The sequence below is a fragment of the Staphylococcus caledonicus genome (assembly GCF_016238465.1).
Lineage (GTDB): Bacteria > Bacillota > Bacilli > Staphylococcales > Staphylococcaceae > Staphylococcus > Staphylococcus caledonicus.
In genome coordinates, this window is record NZ_JABTXV010000004.1 from 1 (window position 1) to 22,826 (window position 22,826).

The following is a 22,826-nucleotide window of genomic DNA, read 5'->3' on the forward strand; positions in this document are numbered from 1 at the left end:
TTTTTTTAGGACTTTATTTTTTTCTCTTTTAATTTAACTTTATTTTCTAATTCTTCTATATTATTTAAAATGCTCCTTTTATATTTATTTCATTCATTTATTTTAGTATCTTTGGTCTGAACTTTATTTTGTAAATCTTCAATAATTTTTCTTAATTTACTTATTTCATTTTCTTTTGAATAGTTATTTATATTTAAATTTCCACTTATATCTTTCTCATCTTCATTTAATAAATCTAAAAGTTTTTCGGTTAATTCCCCGTAACCATCTTTATAAAAAACTTTTAATAATTTTTTAAAGTTATGCCCGTATTTATCAATAATTATTTTAGGTTCCAAAATATAATCAAATTCATTTTCATCATTTTTCAACTCATGTTTAATTTTCTTTTCAAGATTATTGATATTTTTGATTGAATTAAATCTATTTTCAATTGCATCTCTATGTTGGGCTATTTTTTTTATATTTATATTACTAAAACCGTCAATAGATAAACCAAATTCATTAATAATCTCTAATTTTTCTCCATCATTCTGTAAAGTAAATAATGACTTTATAGCTTTACTATTATTCATAACTATCAACCCATTCTTTGCTATTTATAACTCTATTCACAATATTTATATAAGCCAATTTTTTGTTTTATTATAATTATTATAACTAAATTATTATGCGTTTTGCATCTAATTTATAAATAATAAAGGATTACTTCAAAAAAATTGTTGCTAGCTTCATGGATTAATAAAAATCTCATATAAAACTAGCAACAATCTTAATAAATTTTATAGCTAAACAATTAAAATGGAATATTTTTCTTCCTATTTTATCCTCCAAAGAATAAATCGATGAAGTCTCTTTTTCTATTTGCACTTTCTTTATAGAACTCAGTATAACCACAATTTTTACATGTAATGGTTTTAAAGTTATTGTGTTGTAGATCTAATAATTTTGAGATTCCTGAACCTGTAGCTGATAACGTGCCTTCTTCAACTTCAGTATGTCCACACTTAATACAACCTGTATCTTGTGCCTCTGACATATACCTCACTCCTTAAATATTTACTTATTTATTATATAACCTATTTATCCTTTGAATAATCGTTCATTTCTTAAATAATAACCTCACGTCACAACGAACGCAGTTGAGCGACTCCTAGTGGAATAGAAAGTGCCGAGTGACTACAGGCACGAGCCTTTCCCACAGGAACGCGTCTCAACGAAAGTGAGTAACTTACCCATCACTTTGCTAAAAACAGCGTCACTCAAACACCACAATAATAATATAGGGAATGACTCGAATAACCTCCCACACCACAACGAACGCAGTTGAGCAACTCCTAGTGGAATAGAAAGTGCCGAGTGACTACAGGCACGGGCCTTTCCCACAGGAACGCGTCTCAACGAAAGTGAGTGACCTACCTGCCACTTGCCGTCTCCGCTACCCTTCTCTCGCCATTCCCACAACCGCCTTCACCGTCGTCATCCCTACACTCCTCTTGCTCCCTACGCCATTCTCATTTTCAATAAAAATAACCAATACAGACATTAATTTAGAATACTTCCAGTTATACATACTCTTGTCACATTTACTGTGACAAAGTCGCATTTTCTTTATGTTGTAGACGCCTTATCACGCCCTTACAATAAAGACACACAATAAAAATAAAAAAGAGGTGTAGTTATGGCTCAGACAGAAACACAAGAGAAAAAAGGTCTCGGCCGTAAAGTCCAAGCGTTTGGTTCATTCCTTAGTAGTATGATTATGCCAAACATCGGTGCGTTCATCGCATGGGGCTTTATCGCTGCGATTTTCATAGATAATGGTTGGTTCCCTAATAAAGAACTTTCTCAATTAGCAGGACCAATGATCACATACTTAATTCCATTACTTATCGCATTCAGTGGTGGTCGTTTAATCCACGACCTACGTGGTGGTATCGTTGCCGCGACAGCAACTATGGGGGTTATCGTTGCATTACCAGATACACCAATGTTACTTGGCGCAATGATTATGGGTCCTTTAGTAGGTTGGTTAATGAAGAAAATCGACCAATTCCTACAACCTAGAACGCCACAAGGCTTTGAAATGTTATTCAACAACTTCTCAGCAGGTATTCTAGCATTCATTATGACAATCCTTGGCTTCAAAATCTTGGCGCCAATTATGCAATTCATTATGCATATCTTATCAGTGGCAGTTGAATTCTTAGTTCACCTTCACTTATTACCATTAGTAAGTATCATCGTAGAACCAGCTAAAATCGTGTTCTTAAACAACGCAATCAACCATGGTGTGTTCACACCACTTGGTACAGACCAAGCAGCACAAGTTGGTCAATCAATCTTATTCACAATCGAATCTAACCCTGGTCCAGGTTTAGGTATCTTATTGGCTTACATGATTTTCGGAAAAGGCACAGCCAAAGCAACTTCATATGGTGCAGGTATCATCCACTTCTTAGGTGGTATTCACGAAATCTACTTCCCATATGTATTAATGCGTCCGTTATTATTCTTAGCAGTTATTTTAGGTGGTATGACTGGCGTTGCTACTTACCAAGCAACAGGCTTCGGATTCAAGAGCCCAGCTTCACCTGGTTCATTCATCGTGTATTGCTTAAACGCACCTAGAGGCGAATTCTTACACATGTTATTAGGTGTTATCTTAGCAACAATCGTTTCATTCGTCGTTGCCGCATTAATCATGAAACTTACAAAAGAACCTCAACAAGATTTAGAAGCAGCAACAGCTAAAATGGAATCTAACAAAGGTAAAAAATCTAGCGTGTCATCTAAATTAACTGGTGCTACTACAGGCACTGGCGCAGCAAAAGAAGCAACTGACGATACAGCTAATAAAGATGATAAAGAAGCATCATCTGAAGAAAATGCAGAAGACTTACTTGATGACTACAACACTGAAGACGTAGACGCTCACGACTATAGCAACGTTGACCATGTTATTTTCGCATGTGATGCGGGTATGGGTTCAAGTGCAATGGGTGCAAGTATGTTACGTAATAAATTCAAAAAAGCAGGTATTTCAGACGTTAACGTTACAAATACTGCAATCAACCAATTACCAAACGATGCACAACTTGTTATTACACAAAAAACATTAACTGACCGTGCAATCAAACAAGTTCCAAACGCTATTCATATCTCAGTGGATAACTTCTTAAATTCTCCACGTTATGAAGAATTATTAAACAACTTAAAAAAAGATCAAGATAAAGAGTAAGAGAGCGAGGAGACGAAACCTTTGAAACAACTTAGGTTTCCCCTTCTCTCCCATCACAAACTATCACTAAAAATAGAACTATAGTTTGCTAGGAGGGTACGACAATGTTGATGAGTACACGTGAAAAAGAAATCATTGAACTGTTAATCAAATATTACGGTCAATATGTCACGATTTACGAAATTGCTCAACAACTTGGCGTATCCTCTCGTACTATTCATCGTGAATTAAAGGACATTGAAACCTATCTTAAAGGATTTAATATCACGCTCGAACGTGCAAATAAGAAAGGCATTAAGCTATCCGGTGAGGATGTTCATTTTCAAGAATTAAAAAAAGAAATGGCGCAACATGAAACGGTTGATTTATCGGTAGAAGAACAGAAAGCCATTATCTTGTACGCCTTGATTCAATCGAAGCATGCAGTGAAACAATATAGTTTATCGCAAGAAATTGGCGTGTCGGTACAAACGTTGACCAAGCTACTCGACGACTTAGAACACGATCTCGCAAGCTATCAATTAACCCTTTACCGCAAACGTGGCGAAGGCGTATATCTCGATGGCCCGGAATCGAAAAAACGTGAATTTCTAAGTCAGCTGATGGTCAATAACTTAAATAGTACGAGTGTCTACTCGGTTATCGAGAACCACTTCGTTTATCAATCGCTTAACCAGTCACAACAAGCACTCGTCGATTTGGACAGTATCTTCAATATTGAACGTATCTTAATGGATTATCTAGGCGAACTGCCCTACACCTTAACCGAATCAAGCTATCTCACGTTAACCGTGCATATCGTGCTAAGTATCGCCCGCATCCAAAACGGCGAATACGTGTCGATTAATGAAGAGATTTACGACTCGGTAAAAGATACATTTGAACACCGAATCGCCACAGAAATTGCGAAACGGCTAGAAGGTTTATACGATATCGACTTTAATCAAGCTGAAGTGACATTCATTACTATTCATTTACGGGGCGCCAACCGACGAACGACCTCGCAAGTATTCGAGAATAATGAGTTCGACGACCGCAAGATTCAATCTTTTGTGAATCGCGTGGAACGTTTATCAGGCCAAACGTTTGAAGATTATGCGACGCTAGTTCAAGGGTTGTCCTTGCATATCAATCCGGCGATTAATCGTTTAGAAGCTAATATCGAGACGTATAATCCACTCACCGAAATGATTAAGTACAAATATCCGCGACTCTTCGATATCGTGCATAAAGCCATCGACCAGACGTGGCCGGAGTTAGCCTTCCCGGATAATGAAATTGCCTTTATTGTCTTGCACTTTGGTGGCTCTTTGAAAAGTCAGTCGAGCCAACTGCTACATGTTTTAGTTGTGTGCAGTAGTGGTATTGGAACCAGTCGCTTGTTAGCCACACGTTTACAACAATCGTTTAGTGAAATTGAGAAGATTACACAGGCATCTGTGAGTGATTTGAAAATGTTGGACTTAGACGACTACGATGGCATTATCTCAACCGTCAAGTTGGATATTACAACGCCATTCATTACCGTCAACCCGTTATTACCAGAATCAGATGTGACGTACGTGGCCTCATTTTTAAAAACGAAAGAGCATCGCGCGACTCAACAAGATACAAGTGATGTGAAACATTCAACCATTCACGACCCTGACAACATCATTAACAACATGGAACAAGGCTTAGAATTATTGAATTCCATGCAAATTGAATATAAAGACGTAACTAATTGGAACAAATATTTAGCTGACTATCTTGAGGAAAACGGCGTCATTGCGCCGGGTAGTCAGACGTCATTCGCTGAGCTGTTGCAAGATAAGTTGAATCAGAATCCTGGTTGGGTCTTACACCCTTACCCTGTGGCTATCCCACATATGAGAGACGATTTGATTCAACGCCCGTTGATCTTAATCACGATATTAAATCAAGAATTGGGCATGCAAAGTACTCAAAATGACCTTTTCAAAATTAAATATATGATTAGCCTATTTATCCCAAATAATGATGAAATGGCGCAACTAGTCGGGGAATTATCAGCAGAACTGGGTCATCATCTCGAGCAAATTGATGACTTTATGCAGAATCCCGACGCAATTAAACACATATTGAGAGATAGCTTTATAAAACGAATACAAAATCAATTAACTTAGGAGTGTATCAAATGACTGAATTATTTAGTAATGACAATATCTTTTTAAACGTATCTGTAGGTAGCCAAGACGAAGCAATCGAGAAAGCTGGTCGCGCGTTAGTAGACAGCGGTTCAGTAAACGAAGCTTATATCCAAGCAATGAAAGAACGTGAGAACGTAGTTTCAACATTCATGGGTAACGGTTTAGCAATTCCTCATGGTACAGACGAAGCTAAAGGTGAAGTCTTAGCATCTGGTTTAACATTACTTCAAATTCCTGAAGGCGTTGATTGGAACGGCGAAACAGTTAAAGTGGTAGTAGGTATTGCTGGTAAAGACGGCGAACATCTAGATTTATTATCTAAAATCGCGATTACTTTCAGTGAAGAAGAAAATGTTGACCGCATCGTTAACGCAAAATCTGCAGAAGAAATTAAACAAGTCTTCGAGGAGGCAGATGCGTAATGAAAGCAGTACATTTCGGAGCTGGGAATATTGGCCGTGGATTTATCGGCTATATTCTGTCAGATAACAATGTCGATGTCACATTTGCAGATGTAAACGCAGAAATCATTGATGCATTAGATAACGAAGGTGCTTATAACGTTATTCTTGCTAACGAAGAAAAAACAACTAGTCGCGTTACTGGCGTCAGTGCTATTAACAGTGGACAACCTTCAGAAGAATTAAAACAAGCGATTCTTGAAGCAGATATTATCACTACTGCAGTAGGTGTGAACATCCTACCTATTATTGCGAAATCATTTGCACCTTATTTAAAAGAGAAAGAGAATCATGTTAATATCGTTGCTTGTGAAAATGCGATTATGGCGACGGATACTCTAAAAGAAGCTATTTTAGATATCACTGGTCCATTAGGCGACAATATTCATTTCGCTAACTCTGCAGTCGATCGTATCGTTCCACTTCAAAAGAATGACAACATCTTAGACGTAATGGTTGAACCTTTCTTTGAATGGGTCGTGGAAAAAGACGCATGGTACGGCGAAGAGTTAGACCATATTAAATATGTAGATGACTTAACACCTTATATCGAACGTAAATTGCTAACTGTGAACACTGGTCACGCTTTATTAGCGTATGCCGGTAAATACTATGGCAAAGACACTGTATTAGACGCAGTTAAAGACGAAGCTATTTTAGCAGATTTACGCCAAGTGTTAGGTGAAACAAGCGAGTACATTACTGATAACTTCAGTTTCAGTAACGATGAACAAGCGGTTTATGTTGATAAAATTATTGGCCGTTTTGAAAATCCTTACCTATCAGATGAAGTGACACGTGTAGGTCGTGGCACACTTCGTAAAATTGGTCCAAAAGACCGTATTATGAAACCTTTAACTTACTTATATGAAAGTAACTTATACCGTAAAGGTTTAGTGAAAGCAGCTGCATTATTATTAAAATATGATGATATGGCAGACAAAGAAACTGTAGAAATGCGTGAGTATATCGACGCACATGGCGTGACAGCTTTCTTAAAAGAACATGCTAAAGCGAGCGATGGCTTAGCTAAAGAAATTGTTGAAGCATACGAAGCACTATAATATGAAATAAAATAAGCGTTTAATCACCTATCTAGTTGTTGAATGAACTAGAAAGTAGTGATTAAACGCTTTTTTGTGTTGTTAATCATAAACGTTAAGTTTTTGAACTTACAAGATTAATAGGTATGGATTTTCAATATATTTAGCTAGAACTTTTAAGAAATCTGCTGCGCTAGCGCCATCTAAGATTTGATGATCGAATGTTAAGCTAAGCGGAATACGAGAGACTTGTTTAACACTGCCCGCTTCTAAGACGACTTCTTTAGACAGTGCACCTACACCTAAGATGCCTGTTTCGCCACGATTTAAAATTGGTGTGAAGTATTCGATGTCACTTGTACCCATATTCGTAATCGTGAAGGTTGCGCCTTGTAATTGAACGTCATTCGTATTACCTTCTCTTACGGCTTCAGCTGCAACTTTAATTTCTTTAGCTAAAGCACCAATACTTTTTGTATCGGCTTGTTGAATCACCGGCACCATAAGACCTTCGTCTAATGACGTCGCCACGCCAAGATGTACATCATCATATTCTGTGAGTTCTCCATCTTCATAACGGGCATTCATCGCGCCATATTCTTTGAGCGCTAAAACAATGGCTTTAGCTAATAATGCAGTAACCGTAAGTTTAACCTCTTGGTTGGCATCGCCTAATTCAGTAGAGAGTCGCGCTTTAAAGTCTAATAAGCGGTCGGCATCGACTTTACGATGTAAGGTTAATTGGGCTGTTTCTGCTAGGCTTTGACGCATGTTTTGGGCAATACGTTTACGCATTGGGTTAAGTCCTTTACCGATATTAGTACTATCAAATCCACTCGCAGTTTGACTGCCAGTTGTTTCAGACGCTACTTCTGAAGTTTCATTACCTTCATAATCATAGCCTTGGTCTGCGACGCGTTGAATATCAAGTTTCGTAATACGTTGATTACCGCCTGTACCTTTGATGCGTGTAATATCTAAGTCTTTCTCTTCGGCCATTTTACGCGCTAATGGTGAGATAAAGATACGTTGCCCATCCGTATGACCTTGATTTGATGTGCTTTCTGATGAACGCTGCTGCTCTGCGTGTGCTACTTCAGCTTCATCTTTATTTGTGCCATCTTCTTGTTTGTCTTCTGCTTGCGTTGGTTTAGAGGTTTGTTCATCTGTCTCAGCATCCTCGTTATCGCCAGTGCTTTCGCCTTCTTCTCCAATCACACCGAGTACGGATTTAACTTTAGCTTCATCGCCAGCTTGCACTTTGATTTCAAGTAGCGTACCACTCGCTGGCGCTTCCACATCTTGTGTTAACTTTTCAGAGCTAATAGTCACAATGCTTTCGCCTTCTTCTACGGTGTCGCCTTCAGCTTTGAACCACTCTTCCACTGTGCCTTCTTTCATCGTCATACCTAGTTTTGGCATAATAATATTTTCACTCATCGTCTCATCCCCCCTTACTTAGGCATTTACTTGTTTTAAATCTTCAATAAGTTCTGAAGCTACATCTAGCACTTTATCTACGCTTGGAATATAAGCTTCTTCTAAGTTAGCCGCAAATGGTACGGGTGTATCTGGTGCAGTGACTTTCTTAATCGGGCCATCTAGATAATCGAAACCGACATCTCCAATAACTGAAGCCACATCGCCGGCAATATTACATTGTGGGTTAGACTCATCAATGACAATAAGACGCCCTGTTTTCTTCACTGATTCTAGAACGGTCTCTTGATCCCATGGTGATACTGAGCGTAAATCGATGACTTCGACTGAGATATTGTCATCCGCTAGTGTATCAGCCGTTTCTTCTGCGACGGCGACCATTTTCCCAATAGCAACAATAGTTAAATCATCGCCTTCACGTGTAACATTGGCTTTCCCAATCTCTACTGTGTAAGGTTCTTCAGGCACATCGCCTTTTTGACCTAACAACGTTTTATCTTCTGAAAATACTACTAAATTATCATCTTGTATGGCAGCCATTAACAATCCTTTGGCATCATATGGGCTAGACGGTACCACCACTTTAACGCCTGGGATGGCAGCGAACATGTTATATAAAGATTGAGAGTGTTGTGCCGCTGCCCCAGCACCTGCGCCATGCACGGTACGAACAACAAGTGGAATCTTCGCTTTACCGCCAAACATATATCTCATTTTTGCGCCTTGGTTTAAGATAGGGTCTAAACCAAAACCAATAAAGTCGTTAAACATCAATTCAGCAATCGGACGCATCCCTGTTGCTGCGGCCCCTACAGCTGCACTCAACGTAATATGTTCTGCAATAGGTGTATCGATAACACGGTCACGGCTATATTTTTTAGCAAGTCCTTTAGTTACTCCGAATACGCCACCAAAGGTATCATCGTCTTTAATATGTTCGACGCCGGCACCACCTGACACATCGGTACCGATTAAAATAACATTGTCATCTCGTTCCATTGACTGGTCGATTGCTTCGTTAATTGCTCCCATAAATGTTAACTTACGTTCTTCACTCATAGTTATAACCCCCTTTTAGGCAAATACGTCTTCGTGTAAGGCGTCAACGTCTGGTAACTCACTATTATCTGCATATTTCACGGCATCTTCGACAGCTTGTTCGGCTGCTTTTTCAATGTCATTGGCTTCATCTTCAGTTAACCAACCTTCTTCAAGCGCTTGTCTTCTGAAGTCTTCTGTCGCGTTTTTATCGGCGTTACGATTGTCTGGTGATTTAACTTTTTGTTCGTCACCTTCGAAGTGACCATATTTACGGTAGGTATCACATTCAATTAACGTTGGGCCGTCACCATTTTTAGCACGTTCTACCGCTTCTTTCGCTGCTTTATACACTTCAACTACGTCCATACCGTCAACACGTACGCCCGGCTTATTATAGGCACTCGCACGTTCGGCAATTGTTTCAGAAGCACTTGCATACTTATGTGTTGTACCTTCGCCGAATTGGTTATTTTCACAAACAAAAATGACAGGAAGGTTCAAGATTGAAGCAAAGTTTAAACCTTCATGGAAGTTCCCTTCATTCGCAGCACCGTCGCCGAAGAAACAAACGGCAACATTTTTCTTGCCTTGGTTACGGATTGAAATTCCTGCACCTGTCGCAAGTCCAAAGCCACCACTGACGATACCATTTGCGCCTAACATCCCTTTATCAATTTCGGCTACGTGCATTGAGCCACCTTTACCGTGACCAAGACCATCACGTTTACCCATGATTTCAGCCATCATACCGTTTAAATCACAGCCTTTAGCAATCGCATGTCCGTGTCCACGGTGCGTACTTGTAATATAATCATCATCTTCTAGTTGGGACATCACACCTGTAGCTACTGCTTCTTCACCAACATATAAATGCACAAAACCTGGAATCTTACCGTCACTAAAGATTTTATGCACTTTCTCTTCAAAGTATCGGATTTCGTTCATCGTTTTATAAATCCAACGTGCTTGTTCTTTTTCCATCGTTAGTTCCCCCTATCGTTCACTGGTTTCATATCGCTACATGTGAATCGCTTGGCCAAAGTAATGTTCGGCACTTTCCCCAATTGCTTCAGACAGAGATGGATGCGGTTGAATAATATGAGCCAGTTCATTGAGTGTTCCCTCGGCCGCTTTAACACCTAAGATTTCACTGATTAAATCTGTGGCATGTGGTCCTACTACAAAGGCACCGAGAATTTCTCCATATTGCTTATCCGCAACGAGCTTAATAAAGCCTTCTGTCTCGCCTTTAATAATTGCTTTAGCATTTCCTTGAAAAGTAGATTGCGTCACGTTAACTTCATAACCTGCTTCTTTTGCTTGTGCCTCAGATAACCCTACTGACGCTGCTTCAAGACGCGTATAAATACAACGTGTAATATCTTCTTGGCGAATCGCTTGTGGTTGTTGACCAGCAAGTGTTTCGGCTACATGAATGCCATGCGCACTCGCTGCATGTGCCAATTGGTAGCCTGGTACTAAATCGCCAATTGCGTAAACATGTTGACGACTTGTTTGGTAATGCTCATCTACTTGCACATATTTTCCGTCCATTTCAAGATGCAGTGTTTCTGCAATTGCAGCGTTAGGTTGACGTCCGGTCGCAAGGAGTAACGTGTCGAATGATACCGGATCATGACCTTCGATATCGATACTATCTTTGTTTACTTTCTTAATATTTGAATTAGTTATAATGTGAATGCCTTGGTTATCTAAATGTTGTCTTATTAAGTCACGTACTTCTTCAATTTCGGTTAATAAGATATTCTCGCTTACTTCGACGATGGTAACCTCGACGCCTAAATCGGCCATAGAAGAGGCTAGTTCAGTTGCGATGACGCCACCTCCAATAACCGCTAGTTTCTTAGGTAGCGCTTTTAAATCAAAGAACGTATCTGTCGTTTCATAATCCACGTTATCTAATCCTTTGATTGGTGGCACGAAAGGTTTACTACCTGTAGCGAGTAGAATATCTTGCGCTTTATACGTCTTATCGTTCACTTTAACTTCTAAGTCATCGGTTACGGTTGCTTCGCCTTCAATATAGTCAATTTTATTTTTCTTAAGTAACTGTTTCACGCCACCTGTTAACGTTTGAACTACTTGTTTCTTACGTTGGACCAATTTTGAAACATCAACATTAACTTCACTAGTTGAAATTCCCCAGTCATTGGCAACTTGAATGTCGTGCACTTTCGTCCCGTGTTCAAGAAACGTTTTAGAAGGTATACAGCCAACATTTAAACACGTTCCGCCTGCGTTCACTTTCTCGATGACAGCCACTTTCTTGCCCAGTTGTGCAGCTCGAATCGCCGCTACATAACCACCTGGGCCTGCTCCGATGACGACTAAATCATATGCTTTACTCATGGATGTTGCCCCCTCCCTTTCTTTCATTCATATCGCTATGCGCTCCCAACGATTTTGAAACACAGAAATAAGAAGGTTTTATTTCAAATGTAAGCGTTTTCTTATTTCTTTAATTACATTTTATACTCTAAATTCAAAATACTCAAATAATTTAAAGTTTTAATTATTTAAAAAATTTAACAGTATTTCAAAAATAAAAGACGAGGCAAGGCCCCGTCTTCTCTTAAAATAGTATAAGTGTAAGGTATAAACCTAATAATGTTACAAATAGCACTGGAATTGTAATGACAATGCCTGTTTTAAAATAAGTGCCCCAAGAAATTTTTACACCTTTTTGTGTAAGCACATGTAACCATAGTAATGTTGCTAGAGAACCAATTGGTGTGATTTTCGGTCCTAAATCAGAACCAATTACGTTCGCATAAACCATACCTTCTTTAATCGCCCCAGTGACACTAGATTGTCCTATAGCTATAGCATCGATTAATACAGTTGGCATATTGTTCATAATTGAAGATAAAAAGGCTGATATAAAGCCCATTCCCATAATACTGCTCAACAATCCGTAACTTGAAATATGAGATAATGCATCAGCTAATATTGTTGTTATTCCTACATTTTTCAAACCAAATACCACTAAATACATTCCAATTGAAAATATAACAATATTCCATGGTGCGCCTTTAAGCACTTTTTTAATACGAACAGCTTTAGATTTACGTGCTAATAGCATAAAAATAATTGCGATAGCACCCGCAACGAATGATACAGGAATATGAATAACTTCACTTACAAGATATCCTATAAATAGCACACCTAATACTACCCAGGAAATTTTAAATAATCGTTGATCTTTAATCGCACTTTTAGGTAGCGAAATATTGTCAGTATTGAACGTGCTTGGTATTGATTTTCTAAAATATAACCATAAAACTACGATGCTTGCGCATAAAGAGAATAGATTAGGAATAATCATTCGACTAAAGTATTCTAGGAAACCAATATCAAAGTAATCGGCAGACACGATATTAACCAAGTTACTCACGATTAAAGGTAGCGATGTCGTATCCGCAATAAATCCACTCGCTATAATAAATGGGAAAATAATTTTCTTATCAAATCCTAAGTTTCTTACCATTGCTAGTACAATAGGTGTCAAAATTAGGGCAGCACCATCATTAGCGAAAAACGCAGCTACAATAGAACCTAACAACATAATAAAGATAAACATTTTTAGGCCGTTGCCTTTTGAAGCCCTAACCATATGTATAGCCGACCATTCAAAGAAACCAATTTCATCTAAAATGAGAGAAATAAGAATAATAGCGACAAATGTCAGCGTCGCATTCCAAACAATTCCTGTAACTTCAGCTACATCAGAGAAACTTACTACACCTGTAATAATAGCTATGATAGCCCCGATTAACGCCGTAATACCAATATCTAACCCTTTAGGTTGCCATATTACAAAAATTAAAGTTATAAGAAAGATTGCAATTGCTAAAATAGTCATTATTAACATTCACCTGATTTCATATTTTTACATATACATCGTTCATTAGAAGTACTTAGCATAGTTAAATCTTGATGAATATTATCTAATAGTTGGTAATTAAGTTGATACATACGTTTATTTCCTTCTTTTCGAGTAGTAACTAACTCATTATCCACTAAGGACTTCATGTGATGACTCAACGTCGGTTGCGAAAATTGAAAATGCTCCAACAAGTCGCATGCACATAACTCTCCACATGACAGTAAATCTATAATTTCCAATCTACTTGGATCCGATAAAACCTTAAGTATGGCCGATAATTCTTTATAAGACATACACTACCTCCTCAACATTTAATAGATTAACATCTATATAGATATAAATCTATATAAGTAAAAAACTCCGATTGAATATTTGGCTCAATCGGAGTTTACTATTTTGATTTTTAATTAAATAAGAACTAACTTTCGTTAACAGGTTCTAATTTCATAATTGCACCGAAATTTTGTTGGGCATTCGTAAAAGTAATAAATGAAACAAGTTCAACAATTTCTTGTTCGTTCAAGTTTTCTTTTAACACATTAATAATATTATCTGGTATTTGGTCTCCCATTTTAATAAAAACTTCCGTAAAGCCTATACAAACTGCTGATTTTTCATCTTTAAGACTGCCGGTAGGTTCACCTTTTGCTTTACAGTACATACATCCATTCTTTTGAGCTAGCATTCTTCGTATTTCTTCTTTTAGTTCTTTACTAAGCGCACCATCATTTTCTAATAAATCGCTTAATCGCGTCCAAGATGTCATTAATTCTTGTTGATGACCTAATAATCTTTGAAAAGGCGTCATTCCATTTGTTGATTAATCTATAATAGTCATAATGCTTCTCCTCTTAAAATCTGTGAATTTCTACATCACAATATTTATACTAATGCGTCTTTAATTTTTTGTAGGCCTTTTTGCATAATTTCACGTGGGACGGCGAGGTTAATTCTTACGTGGCCGTCTGCGTTGTGTACGAATTGTTCTTGCCCTTCTATAATTACGCCGGCATTTTTAATAAAGTATTTGGCCAGTGGTTCGTTAATATCATTCTCTTTAATATAATAGCTTAAATCTACCCAGGCTAAGTAGGTTGCTTCTGGAATTTTAAATTCTGCATGTGGCAGTTCGCGCTCTAGGAAGTCGGCTAGGTATTGGAAATTGCCATCTAAATAATCATTCATGGCTTCCAACCAGTCTTCGCCCTTTTCATAAGCAGCTTGAGTCGCCACAATACTTAATGGATTCTCAGAACTGAAGTGATGACGTTTCCAGATATTTAATAAACGCGTATTAGGAATAATGATATTTGAGAACATTAATCCTGCAATATTAAATGCTTTACTTTGAGACATAGCGGTGATGATCTTGTCATAATCTGGAACGGCTTTAGCGAACGGCGTATGCGTTTGCCCACTGCGTTTAATATCACAATGAATTTCATCAGAGATTAACCACACATCATTATCTTTCATAATTTGGCCAAATTGGCGTAATTCCTCTTCTGACCAAACTCTACCTGTCGGGTTATGAGGATTCGCAAAGATACATAATTTAATATTCTCTGTTTCTACCTTTTTGCGTACATCTTCAAAGTCAATTTCATAATATCCATTATGATTAATCATTGGTGAATATACGGTAGAAATATGATTTTTGTCGCATGCCATTTTGAAAGGTCCATAGCTCGGTGTAAGAATAAGTGCTTTGTCCTCTTTATCACAAATATAGCCTACCAATTCTATTAATCCAGCTACGATACCATGTGAGAATACGAGTTGTTCTTGGGGAAAAGTATAACCAAAACGACGTTCCGTCCATGATACAAAGGCATCATAGTATTCTGAACCAAAGATGTTGGTATAACCCAGTATTTTCTTATCGAGACGGTCACGTATAGCGTCCAGTACTACTTCTGGTGTGGCAAAATCCATATCTGCAACCCACATACGAATTAATTCATCGTTATCTTCTATATCTGAAACATCGGCGTCACCAAATAAATAGCCTTTATAGCCTTCTACGTTCATCGCATTGGTATACCGACGATCAATAATTTCATCAAAATTATAGCTCACGTTTCATCCTCCTATTGTCCATATCTTACGTTCTATTTTAATACTTACCTTCATTTAATTCACTTAATGTAATTTATAAAAAAAGGTTCAGAATGAAAATTGAACATTTCCAACCTGAACCCTTGATTATTATTTAATATTTTTAACAATGAATGAACGGATACTGCCTGTAAATTTAAAACCTCCAGCAAGTTCATTGCCTGTTGTGCCGTTTAAGTTCCAACCATACGCAGAGATACCAATTACTTGGTTGCTGCTTGTTAACATAGGTGAACCAGAACCACCAGATCTAAAGATTTGTTTGTTCATAATTTCTCGGCCGTTCGTTGTTGTTTTTAAGAATCTAGCATGTGATTCCCACATTCTTGTATTATCTTCTGTTGGACCATATTTATAATATTTATCATAACCTGGTGCTTTAATTTTAGAACCAGTTTTCAATTTATTAATTGTTGAAGTGCTAGCAAGTTTTAATGGTTTAAGATAACGACTCATATCTTCTTTTGTGTGGACAATAACCGCGTCGGCATTTGGAACACGTTTGATTTGTGTAGATTTAAATGTGTATTTCTTAGTTGAACCATTACGACCAGTAACGATTTTTACATCCTTCGCACTAGCTACCTTACCATTACCATCTTGAACTACGTGCAGATTTGTCATATATATGTGGTCCAATGATAAAGCCTGTACCCATACTATCTTTATTTTTACCTTTCCAACCATCTAAATTAGTAACACGTCCAACCGCATCATAACCTGATTTAGAAGGGTTAGTAATTCTATTGATTGAGACACTACCCGCTTTAGATTTTAAATTAACCGCTTGATAGTAATTGGTATTGCTTAAACCATTGTATGGATAAGATGCTACAGCAGCATCGGCATCACTTGTTGGTAACAGGAATGTCGCACTAAGCGCAACTGCCCCTATAACGCCAGATAGTTTAGTTAACTTTTTCATTTCACTTTGACCTTCATTTCGTTTATTTATTTTTTGCTACTGAAAATTAATTAAGACATCTAAATAGTACCATGAAACCATTTACCATAGTACCACTATATGATATTTTTTTTATATTATCGTTATATATTTGTGTAGTTTAAATTAATTTTTAATATAAAAAATAAGGCTAAGCCATAATATAAAAAAATAGCTTAGCCTTTAGCTTTAACAATATATTAAATTACGCTAATCCATCAATAATATAAGTAATACCTAGAATCGCAAATGTAATAGCAATCATAGTAGATACTAAAACCATACCCATCATTGGGTTAAATAATAAGATAATACCTAAAATTAGTCCTAAAATATTTACAATTATTGATAATCCTCTTAAAGTACCTTGCTTAGAAATTGTGAATAATCCGATTAGGGAACTTACAATGAACCAAGCCGCAAACATAAAGACGAAGAATTCAGAGCTTGCGCCGACATTAAACATTATAAGTAAACCAAAGATGATATCAATAACGCCTATTACAATGATTAGTCCTGTGCCTCCACCGGCGAATGCTTTTGTAGTACGACGGAACATCAATTGAATAATACCGTTAATGAGAATGAATAGTCCGATTAGCCATGTGAGCGTGTAGAAATTTTTCACTGGATAGCTAAATATAATAACCGCGACGATAAGTAATAGCGTCCCCATAATTAAACTTGCCCATTTCAATTTATTATTATCTTGCGCCAAAGTAACCTCTCCTCTCTCTATATAGATAGTAATGTATTAAGTATAGAGAAGTTAGACATGTGGCACAATAAATTAACTTTGTGAAAAGGTGTAGCCACTTGTGTCAGTTCAGTTTTTTAATTTTCGAAAAAGGGTAAACAGTGAACTAGCAAATTACTAGGAGGCTAATTATGGCTAAAGCATTGGTCGTTGTTACAAGTGTTTCAAAATATCCTGATATGAACCGTCCTACAGGTTTATGGTTTGGCGAAGCAGTTCATTTCGCAGACGTACTGTATAACAATGGATATGATGTAGATTATGTCAGCCCACAAGGTGGCTATACGGCAATTGATCCACAAAGTTTACAAGAAGATATGATGACGGACTTAGACTGGAAATACTATCAAGACAAAGACTTCATGACACGTCTTGGTCATACGCTCACACCAGACGCAGTTAAAGCTGAAAATTATGACATTATTTATTTCGCAGGTGGTCACGGTACAATCTGGGACTTCAAAGATAACGAACAATTACAAACATTAGCCCGTGCTATCTATGAACAAAACGGTACAGTATCATCTGTCTGCCATGGTGCAATTGGCTTATTAAACGTAACAGATAGTGAAGGCCGTAATATTATCGATGGCAAAACAGTTACAGGTTTCTCAAATAGCGAAGAACAAGCCGTTGGATTAGCAGATGTTGTGCCATATTTAACAGAAGATGAACTAAAAAATCGTGGCGCAAACTATCAACAAGGTGATAATTGGAGCGAATTCGCAGTAGCTGATGGACAAATTATCACAGGACAAAACCCACAATCTGGTAAAGCCGTAGCAGAGAAATTCTTAGAAAGTAAAAAATAACTTTTAAGACTCCCGGCACACTAATAAAATGAAATAAAGGCTCGAAAAAGTTACCCTACATGTCCAGTGAACAATTAAATAATTAAAAAAATGGTTGGTTTTGCATTAAGCAGAATCAACCATTTTCTATGTAATCTAATCCGTGCTCTTCAAAATGAGCGTTGAAAAAAACTTTTAGAGATGAATATAAGACTTTATAAAATATATCGTTCAAAAATAGCATCCAATTTATATTACCGCCCCTTTTAAATAAAAAATATATATTAGATGTTTACAATTTTAAATAAATTATATAATACTTTATTAATATGTGATATTTTAGTTATAGGTAAATAAAATAATACAGTTTCATTAATATCAATTGTCTTTAAATTTAAACGAGGTGTTTTTGTGGAAAAGGTTAAGAATTTTTAAAAAAATTACAAATGGTATGTTATTGGTGGCGTCGTACTTTTAATTGCTCTTTTAATAGCAATTACTTTATTTGTTAAAAATAGTAAAGTTAACGTAGAAGACGATATCGAGGTTGAATTTAGTGGTTATGAAAAATCAGGCACTGCGGAAATTACAGATAAATCTTATAAGAAAGCAATGAACAAGTTGTACGTCCGTGCATTAAAACAAGCTAATTTTAAAAACAAAGAAATCTTAAATATGATAAAAAATGATAATACACATGATATAGACAAATCAAATTTAAATTATACTGATTTAGAGGGGATGAGTAAGGCAGAAAAGATGATGGAGAATGTTAGTTTAGATATAAAAAATAAAGAAAACTTATCGAATGGCGATAAAGTCCAAGTACAATTGAAAATTAATAAAGCTTCTTCTAAAGAATATAGATTAAAAGCTAAAGAATTTACTAAAGAATTTAAAGTTCATGGTTTAAAAAAACCTCAAAGTCTTACAGCTAAAGATATCATTGAAGATTTAAATCCTAAATTCGTTGGTGTTAATGGTTCTGGTTCACTTACTTTGACAACTAAAGATGGAGATAAAAAACTATCAAATATTGCAATTTCTGATTATGAGTTTACTGTGCCTAATAATGGCAATTTGAAAAATGGAGATAAAATAAAGTTAGAAATTCCTGAAAAATTAGTGAAAGACATAAATAGTAGTGGGTCAAATACATTTGAAGGCAAAAAAGATTATACACTTGAAGTAAAAGATCTTACTGACTTGAATAAAGTAGAAAATTTAGATCAAATTCTTGATAAAAACAATACTTTAATTAAAGACGAATATAATAGTAGTGACATAATAAAATATAGCACTGAAAACATAGCTAATTACTATAAAGTAAATATCGGTACTGAAAGTAGCAGTTCATTCTCAAAAGATGATAAAGAAATTAGTGAAAAAGTATCACCAACAACTTCAACTGAACCAATAAGTATTACTTTAGTTACGGCAGCCAAAGTAACTGAAGCAAGCGAGTATGTTGATACTGAGGTAAATTATATTTATAAAGGTTATAAAAACTATAAACTAGAAAATAATAGACTTGTTAAAGATGATACAACTGTAAAAGAAGATTCATCTCCGAAGAAAGATAAAATGGATGAATTAGATACTGAACTTAAAGGTGACGGTTTCAAAAAGTTATAGTTCTATAAAATTTTTTAGATAATAATACAATAAGAGGCTCGAAGGTCATGTCAATTAGACATTAACGATCTTCGAGCCTCTTATTTTAAAATTCAAGATTTTTATTCTTTAACTTATTTGCTATTGTCTTTCATTTTTTTCAATTCTTTGAAGAAGATATCACGTTGTTTTTCTAATGAAATTGGATCATTATATTGTGTATCGTTTACATCATAACGAATCACATGGTCTTTTTGGACAGCAGATAAGTTGTTCCAGAAATTCGTATTTTCAAAGTCAGCTTTTTGGTTACCATTTTCAGCAACAACTACAATGTCACCTAAATAATCATTAAACTGTTCTGGATTAATTGGCATCGCATATTGCTTACCAATATCTTGTTTCAATTTATCTGGTTGTTTCATACCATAACCACCATAAATGATTTCAGTTCCTCGACCAAGATGATCACTGAACGCCATTGTACCTTTAGGTGTTTGTTGAACAACTGTCGCTGTTTTACCATCAATAAATGGAGATAAAGCTTTCTTATCTTTCGCTAATTGTTTCTCCCAATCTTTAACCCATTTATCAGCTTGTTTTTTCTCTCCTACTAATTCACCAATTTGTTTTGTCGCATCTTTATAATCAATTTCTGTCATATTAAACGCTACAGTTGGTGCAATTTTTTGTAATTTCTTGATGTTTTTATCTTCAGCAGTAGTGATAATTAAATCAGGTTTCTGCTTCGTTACTTGTTCTACATTCGTATTATCAAGACGGTCGATCCCTTTCGTCGCGTCTTTTAATGTTTTATTTTGATCCACAAAATCAGGCACCGCTACTGGTTTATGTCCAAATTTCACTAACGCACCAACAAACGTTGGATGTAATACAACAATACGCTTAGGATCTTTAGGTACTTTAACTTTCTTACCATCCGTAGTAAATGATTTTGTTGAACTTTGTTGATCATCAGATTTATTACTGTCACTCTTACTATTGTCGTTACCGTTACTACATGCAACTAATAATAACGCTAAACATAATAATATAGGTAAAAGTTTCTTCATAAATACAACCCCTTTATGTATAATTGATAACGATTATCAAAATTAATTATAGCAAATTCTCCACCAATTACTATATAATTTTTAAAAAAGGAGTAATTTTATGAAAAATACCTATACCTTCACCTTTCAAGACCATGCCATTATCATTCAACTACCACGTTCCTACTCAAAAAATCCTACTCGCCACTACCCAGCAGTCCTCACTCAAGACGGCGACAGCTTATTCAAATCAATTCAACGCCACGACGTCATCTTCATCGGCATTGAACCTATTGACCGTGCTCACGACTACACACCTTGGCCGACGGTACGCAATCCAAACGGCGGTGGCGCAGATAACTATCTGACTTGGCTCACAACCGAGCTCATCCCACACCTTAGACACCACTACCGCATCTCACCAAACAACGCCGACCTTACCATCGCCGGCGCATCATACGGAGGCTTACTCACACTCTACGCCCTCCTCACCATGCCCGACCAATTCGGCAACTACATTATCCTATCACCATCCATGTGGTACCCTGACATTTTCTCTCTTTTTGGAAAAGGCAGTCCCGCCCTATCTAATAAGAAGATCTATTGGTACGTTGGCGGCCGCGAAGGCATGAAACACACTAAAGTTATCAAACCTATGGTTCGCAACAATAAACTGGCCGTACAAAAAATACAGCCATTGCTTACAAAATCTCACACAACCTTCATATTTGAGACTAATAAACATGGCATCCATCGTCAGTCATTCTTCACATATTATTTCAAACGCGGGTTACGGAAACTAAAAATCAACAAAAAAGGTAGCTAAAGCTTCACTATTGCGAAGCTCCGCTACCTTTACATTAATGTTCAATTTGGGGAATGAACAATATTATTATTCTTCAACTTTTGTTAAATCTTCTAAGATTAATTCTGATGCGATAAGGCCACGATATTTAGCCCAACGTTCACGATTAACTTCGTGTACACGATTATGTTTAACCGCTTCAACTTGTTTCCAAGCATCAGATTCTTTTAAGTTGTCATAGTCTTTTTGATTATCGTCGTCAACCATTACTACAATACGTTCAGGGTTAAAGTCGGCAAGTTTGTCTGCTTCTACTTTTAAGTAGTCAGCGCCCATATAGCCTGGTAACTTGCTTTCATCATCTTTAGAAAGTGAACTATTAAAGCCAACTTTACTTAAGAATTGGCCTACATAAGAATCAGAAGCATGCACGTATAAGCCTTCGCTTGTAGGAACAGCTGCGATAGTTGTTTTATCTTTATCAAGCGTTACATCTTTACTTAAATCTTCTACTTTTTGATTGTGCTCTTTTACAAGTTCATTACCTTTATCTTCTTCAGATACGATTTCAGCAACTTGTTTGAATGTTTCAACACTTTGTTCATAGTTTGCATCAAAGCTATCTAATAAGACAGTTGGTGCAATTTGGTTTAATTCATCAAAGATTTTTTCGTGTCTACTTTTATCCGCTAAGATTAATTGTGGTTCTGCTTTTTTAATTGCTTCAGTATCTGGTTCTAAACGTGTACCTACTGATACGTAGTTACTAATACGGTCTCTAATTGAAGCATCGATATTATGTTTATCGTTATCGTCTGCAATACCTGTAATATTAATGTTAAGTTTTCCCAATGCTTCGCCAAATGAATATTCTAACGCTACGGCTGATTCTACTGTTTCAGGTACGTTTACTGTTACACCATTTGTTTTGATTTCTATAGTCATAATTAAAAATCCCTCCGAATGAGAATTCTTATCATTTTTCCTTACAGTAATAGTATTTACGTTTAAAAACTTTTTAAACATAAATATGTAGGAAGAAATATTTTTAGAGAACAAGAACAGTCGCATGACAAGGATTAAGAACACATGAGAATTTTCAAATCAATCTATTCATTTAAGTGCATCGGTAGGCGCTTTCCTTTGTGCTACTACTATATTAATAATCATCCAAATAAGTTGTATAACTAACGGTATAATATAAAAAATGGCTAGAACTATAAATGCTGCTAGTTTAGCTTCAAACGTTTGAGTTATTCCCGAAGCATCTACATCTCTTATCCATATAAACACAGACATTGCTATAAATGTAATTATCCAAAATAAGCTAACAATCCACCAAGCTATCCAAGATAGTTTCATAAAAAAGCACTCCTTTTATAACAATCGTATCACTAAGTATCATTTTATTCTAACGGGCAATAATTATTTATCTAAATCATTTT

Annotated in this window: 23 protein-coding genes; 7 read left to right on the plus strand and 16 right to left on the minus strand. The window is 36.3% G+C overall.

All coding sequences use genetic code 11. The features are described from left to right. Nucleotides 1-89: 89 nt before the first annotated feature. The gene (locus HS848_RS10295) at nucleotides 90-575 is read right to left on the minus strand and encodes a hypothetical protein (protein ID WP_198612250.1); all 486 of its coding nucleotides are present in this window, start codon (nucleotides 573-575) and stop codon (nucleotides 90-92) included. A gap of 248 nt (nucleotides 576-823) precedes the next feature. After that, nucleotides 824-1,039 (minus strand): zinc ribbon domain-containing protein, encoded by a 216-nt coding sequence (locus HS848_RS10300; RefSeq protein WP_198612251.1) that lies wholly within the window; start codon nucleotides 1,037-1,039, stop codon nucleotides 824-826. Between the two features lie 642 nt (nucleotides 1,040-1,681). Between HS848_RS10300 and HS848_RS10305 the strand changes: the two genes are divergently transcribed. The 4 genes from HS848_RS10305 to HS848_RS10320 all read left to right on the plus strand — a co-directional run bounded on the left by HS848_RS10305 (nucleotide 1,682) and on the right by HS848_RS10320 (nucleotide 6,934). Beyond that, nucleotides 1,682-3,241 (plus strand): PTS mannitol transporter subunit IICB, encoded by a 1,560-nt coding sequence (locus tag HS848_RS10305; RefSeq protein WP_198612252.1) that lies wholly within the window; start codon nucleotides 1,682-1,684, stop codon nucleotides 3,239-3,241. A 104-nt stretch (nucleotides 3,242-3,345) separates the two neighbouring features. Then, nucleotides 3,346-5,385 (plus strand): BglG family transcription antiterminator, encoded by a 2,040-nt coding sequence (locus tag HS848_RS10310; RefSeq protein WP_198612253.1) that lies wholly within the window; start codon nucleotides 3,346-3,348, stop codon nucleotides 5,383-5,385. Nucleotides 5,386-5,396: 11 nt separating this feature from the next. Then, nucleotides 5,397-5,831, plus strand: a complete 435-nt coding sequence (locus HS848_RS10315) for a PTS sugar transporter subunit IIA (protein ID WP_103166426.1) — start codon at nucleotides 5,397-5,399, stop codon at nucleotides 5,829-5,831. Further along, nucleotides 5,831-6,934 (plus strand): mannitol-1-phosphate 5-dehydrogenase, encoded by a 1,104-nt coding sequence (locus tag HS848_RS10320; protein ID WP_198612254.1) that lies wholly within the window; start codon nucleotides 5,831-5,833, stop codon nucleotides 6,932-6,934. The genes HS848_RS10315 and HS848_RS10320 overlap by 1 nt, the downstream gene beginning before the upstream one ends. Before the next feature lie 108 nt (nucleotides 6,935-7,042). Here the strand turns inward: HS848_RS10320 and HS848_RS10325 are convergent, their stop codons facing one another. The 11 genes from HS848_RS10325 to HS848_RS10370 form a co-directional block, all read right to left on the minus strand. Next, nucleotides 7,043-8,353, minus strand: coding sequence for a dihydrolipoamide acetyltransferase family protein (locus HS848_RS10325; protein WP_198612255.1), 1,311 nt, complete (start codon nucleotides 8,351-8,353; stop codon nucleotides 7,043-7,045). Nucleotides 8,354-8,371: 18 nt separating this feature from the next. Further along, complete coding sequence (locus HS848_RS10330) at nucleotides 8,372-9,412, minus strand: alpha-ketoacid dehydrogenase subunit beta (protein ID WP_198612256.1); 1,041 nt, start codon at nucleotides 9,410-9,412, stop codon at nucleotides 8,372-8,374. Between the two features lie 15 nt (nucleotides 9,413-9,427). Then, the gene (locus HS848_RS10335) at nucleotides 9,428-10,375 is read right to left on the minus strand and encodes a thiamine pyrophosphate-dependent dehydrogenase E1 component subunit alpha (RefSeq protein WP_198612257.1); all 948 of its coding nucleotides are present in this window, start codon (nucleotides 10,373-10,375) and stop codon (nucleotides 9,428-9,430) included. A gap of 36 nt (nucleotides 10,376-10,411) precedes the next feature. Then, entirely contained in the window at nucleotides 10,412-11,764 is a 1,353-nt protein-coding gene (gene lpdA / locus HS848_RS10340) for a dihydrolipoyl dehydrogenase (protein WP_198612258.1), read from the minus strand. 223 nt (nucleotides 11,765-11,987) lie between these two features. Next, complete coding sequence (gene arsB, locus HS848_RS10345; RefSeq protein ID WP_198612342.1) at nucleotides 11,988-13,280, minus strand: arsenite efflux transporter membrane subunit ArsB; 1,293 nt, start codon at nucleotides 13,278-13,280, stop codon at nucleotides 11,988-11,990. Further along, entirely contained in the window at nucleotides 13,280-13,594 is a 315-nt protein-coding gene (locus HS848_RS10350; RefSeq protein WP_198612259.1) for an ArsR/SmtB family transcription factor, read from the minus strand. Before HS848_RS10350 ends, arsB begins: the two co-directional genes overlap by 1 nt. 125 nt (nucleotides 13,595-13,719) lie before the next feature. Then, on the minus strand, nucleotides 13,720-14,109 hold the full coding sequence (locus HS848_RS10355; RefSeq protein ID WP_198612260.1) for a carboxymuconolactone decarboxylase family protein: 390 nt from the start codon (nucleotides 14,107-14,109) through the stop codon (nucleotides 13,720-13,722). A 74-nt stretch (nucleotides 14,110-14,183) separates the two neighbouring features. Continuing rightward, a complete protein-coding gene (locus tag HS848_RS10360; protein WP_198612261.1) occupies nucleotides 14,184-15,380 on the minus strand; it encodes a 3M3SH-releasing C-S lyase in 1,197 nt (398 codons plus the stop codon). 129 nt (nucleotides 15,381-15,509) lie between these two features. Continuing rightward, nucleotides 15,510-16,043: a trypsin-like serine protease gene (locus HS848_RS12760; protein ID WP_232806169.1), complete on the minus strand. Its 534-nt coding sequence runs from the start codon at nucleotides 16,041-16,043 to the stop codon at nucleotides 15,510-15,512. Then, complete coding sequence (locus tag HS848_RS12765; protein ID WP_232806170.1) at nucleotides 16,012-16,344, minus strand: hypothetical protein; 333 nt, start codon at nucleotides 16,342-16,344, stop codon at nucleotides 16,012-16,014. The genes HS848_RS12760 and HS848_RS12765 overlap by 32 nt, the downstream gene beginning before the upstream one ends. A 223-nt stretch (nucleotides 16,345-16,567) precedes the next feature. Next, the gene (locus HS848_RS10370; protein WP_198612262.1) at nucleotides 16,568-17,080 is read right to left on the minus strand and encodes a DUF308 domain-containing protein; all 513 of its coding nucleotides are present in this window, start codon (nucleotides 17,078-17,080) and stop codon (nucleotides 16,568-16,570) included. Between the two features lie 170 nt (nucleotides 17,081-17,250). Here HS848_RS10370 and HS848_RS10375 point away from each other — a divergent pair, with 170 nt between their 5' ends. Together HS848_RS10375 and HS848_RS10380 are read left to right on the plus strand one after the other, a co-directional pair. Then, nucleotides 17,251-17,931 carry a type 1 glutamine amidotransferase domain-containing protein gene (locus HS848_RS10375; protein ID WP_198612263.1) on the plus strand — a complete coding sequence of 227 codons (681 nt, stop codon included), beginning with the start codon at nucleotides 17,251-17,253 and terminating at the stop codon, nucleotides 17,929-17,931. A 591-nt stretch (nucleotides 17,932-18,522) separates the two neighbouring features. Next, nucleotides 18,523-19,545, plus strand: coding sequence for a hypothetical protein (locus HS848_RS10380; RefSeq protein WP_232806171.1), 1,023 nt, complete (start codon nucleotides 18,523-18,525; stop codon nucleotides 19,543-19,545). A gap of 113 nt (nucleotides 19,546-19,658) precedes the next feature. On the opposite strand, the gene HS848_RS10385 is transcribed toward HS848_RS10380, so the two are convergent. After that, the gene (locus tag HS848_RS10385) at nucleotides 19,659-20,597 is read right to left on the minus strand and encodes an ABC transporter substrate-binding protein (protein ID WP_198612264.1); all 939 of its coding nucleotides are present in this window, start codon (nucleotides 20,595-20,597) and stop codon (nucleotides 19,659-19,661) included. A gap of 100 nt (nucleotides 20,598-20,697) precedes the next feature. Here HS848_RS10385 and HS848_RS10390 point away from each other — a divergent pair, with 100 nt between their 5' ends. After that, entirely contained in the window at nucleotides 20,698-21,402 is a 705-nt protein-coding gene (locus HS848_RS10390) for an alpha/beta hydrolase (protein WP_198612265.1), read from the plus strand. A 66-nt stretch (nucleotides 21,403-21,468) separates the two neighbouring features. Here the strand turns inward: HS848_RS10390 and HS848_RS10395 are convergent, their stop codons facing one another. Beyond that, the gene (locus HS848_RS10395; protein ID WP_198612266.1) at nucleotides 21,469-22,326 is read right to left on the minus strand and encodes an ABC transporter substrate-binding protein; all 858 of its coding nucleotides are present in this window, start codon (nucleotides 22,324-22,326) and stop codon (nucleotides 21,469-21,471) included. Nucleotides 22,327-22,494: 168 nt separating this feature from the next. Continuing rightward, nucleotides 22,495-22,743, minus strand: coding sequence for a DUF3923 family protein (locus HS848_RS10400; RefSeq protein ID WP_198612267.1), 249 nt, complete (start codon nucleotides 22,741-22,743; stop codon nucleotides 22,495-22,497). Nucleotides 22,744-22,826: the final 83 nt, after the last annotated feature.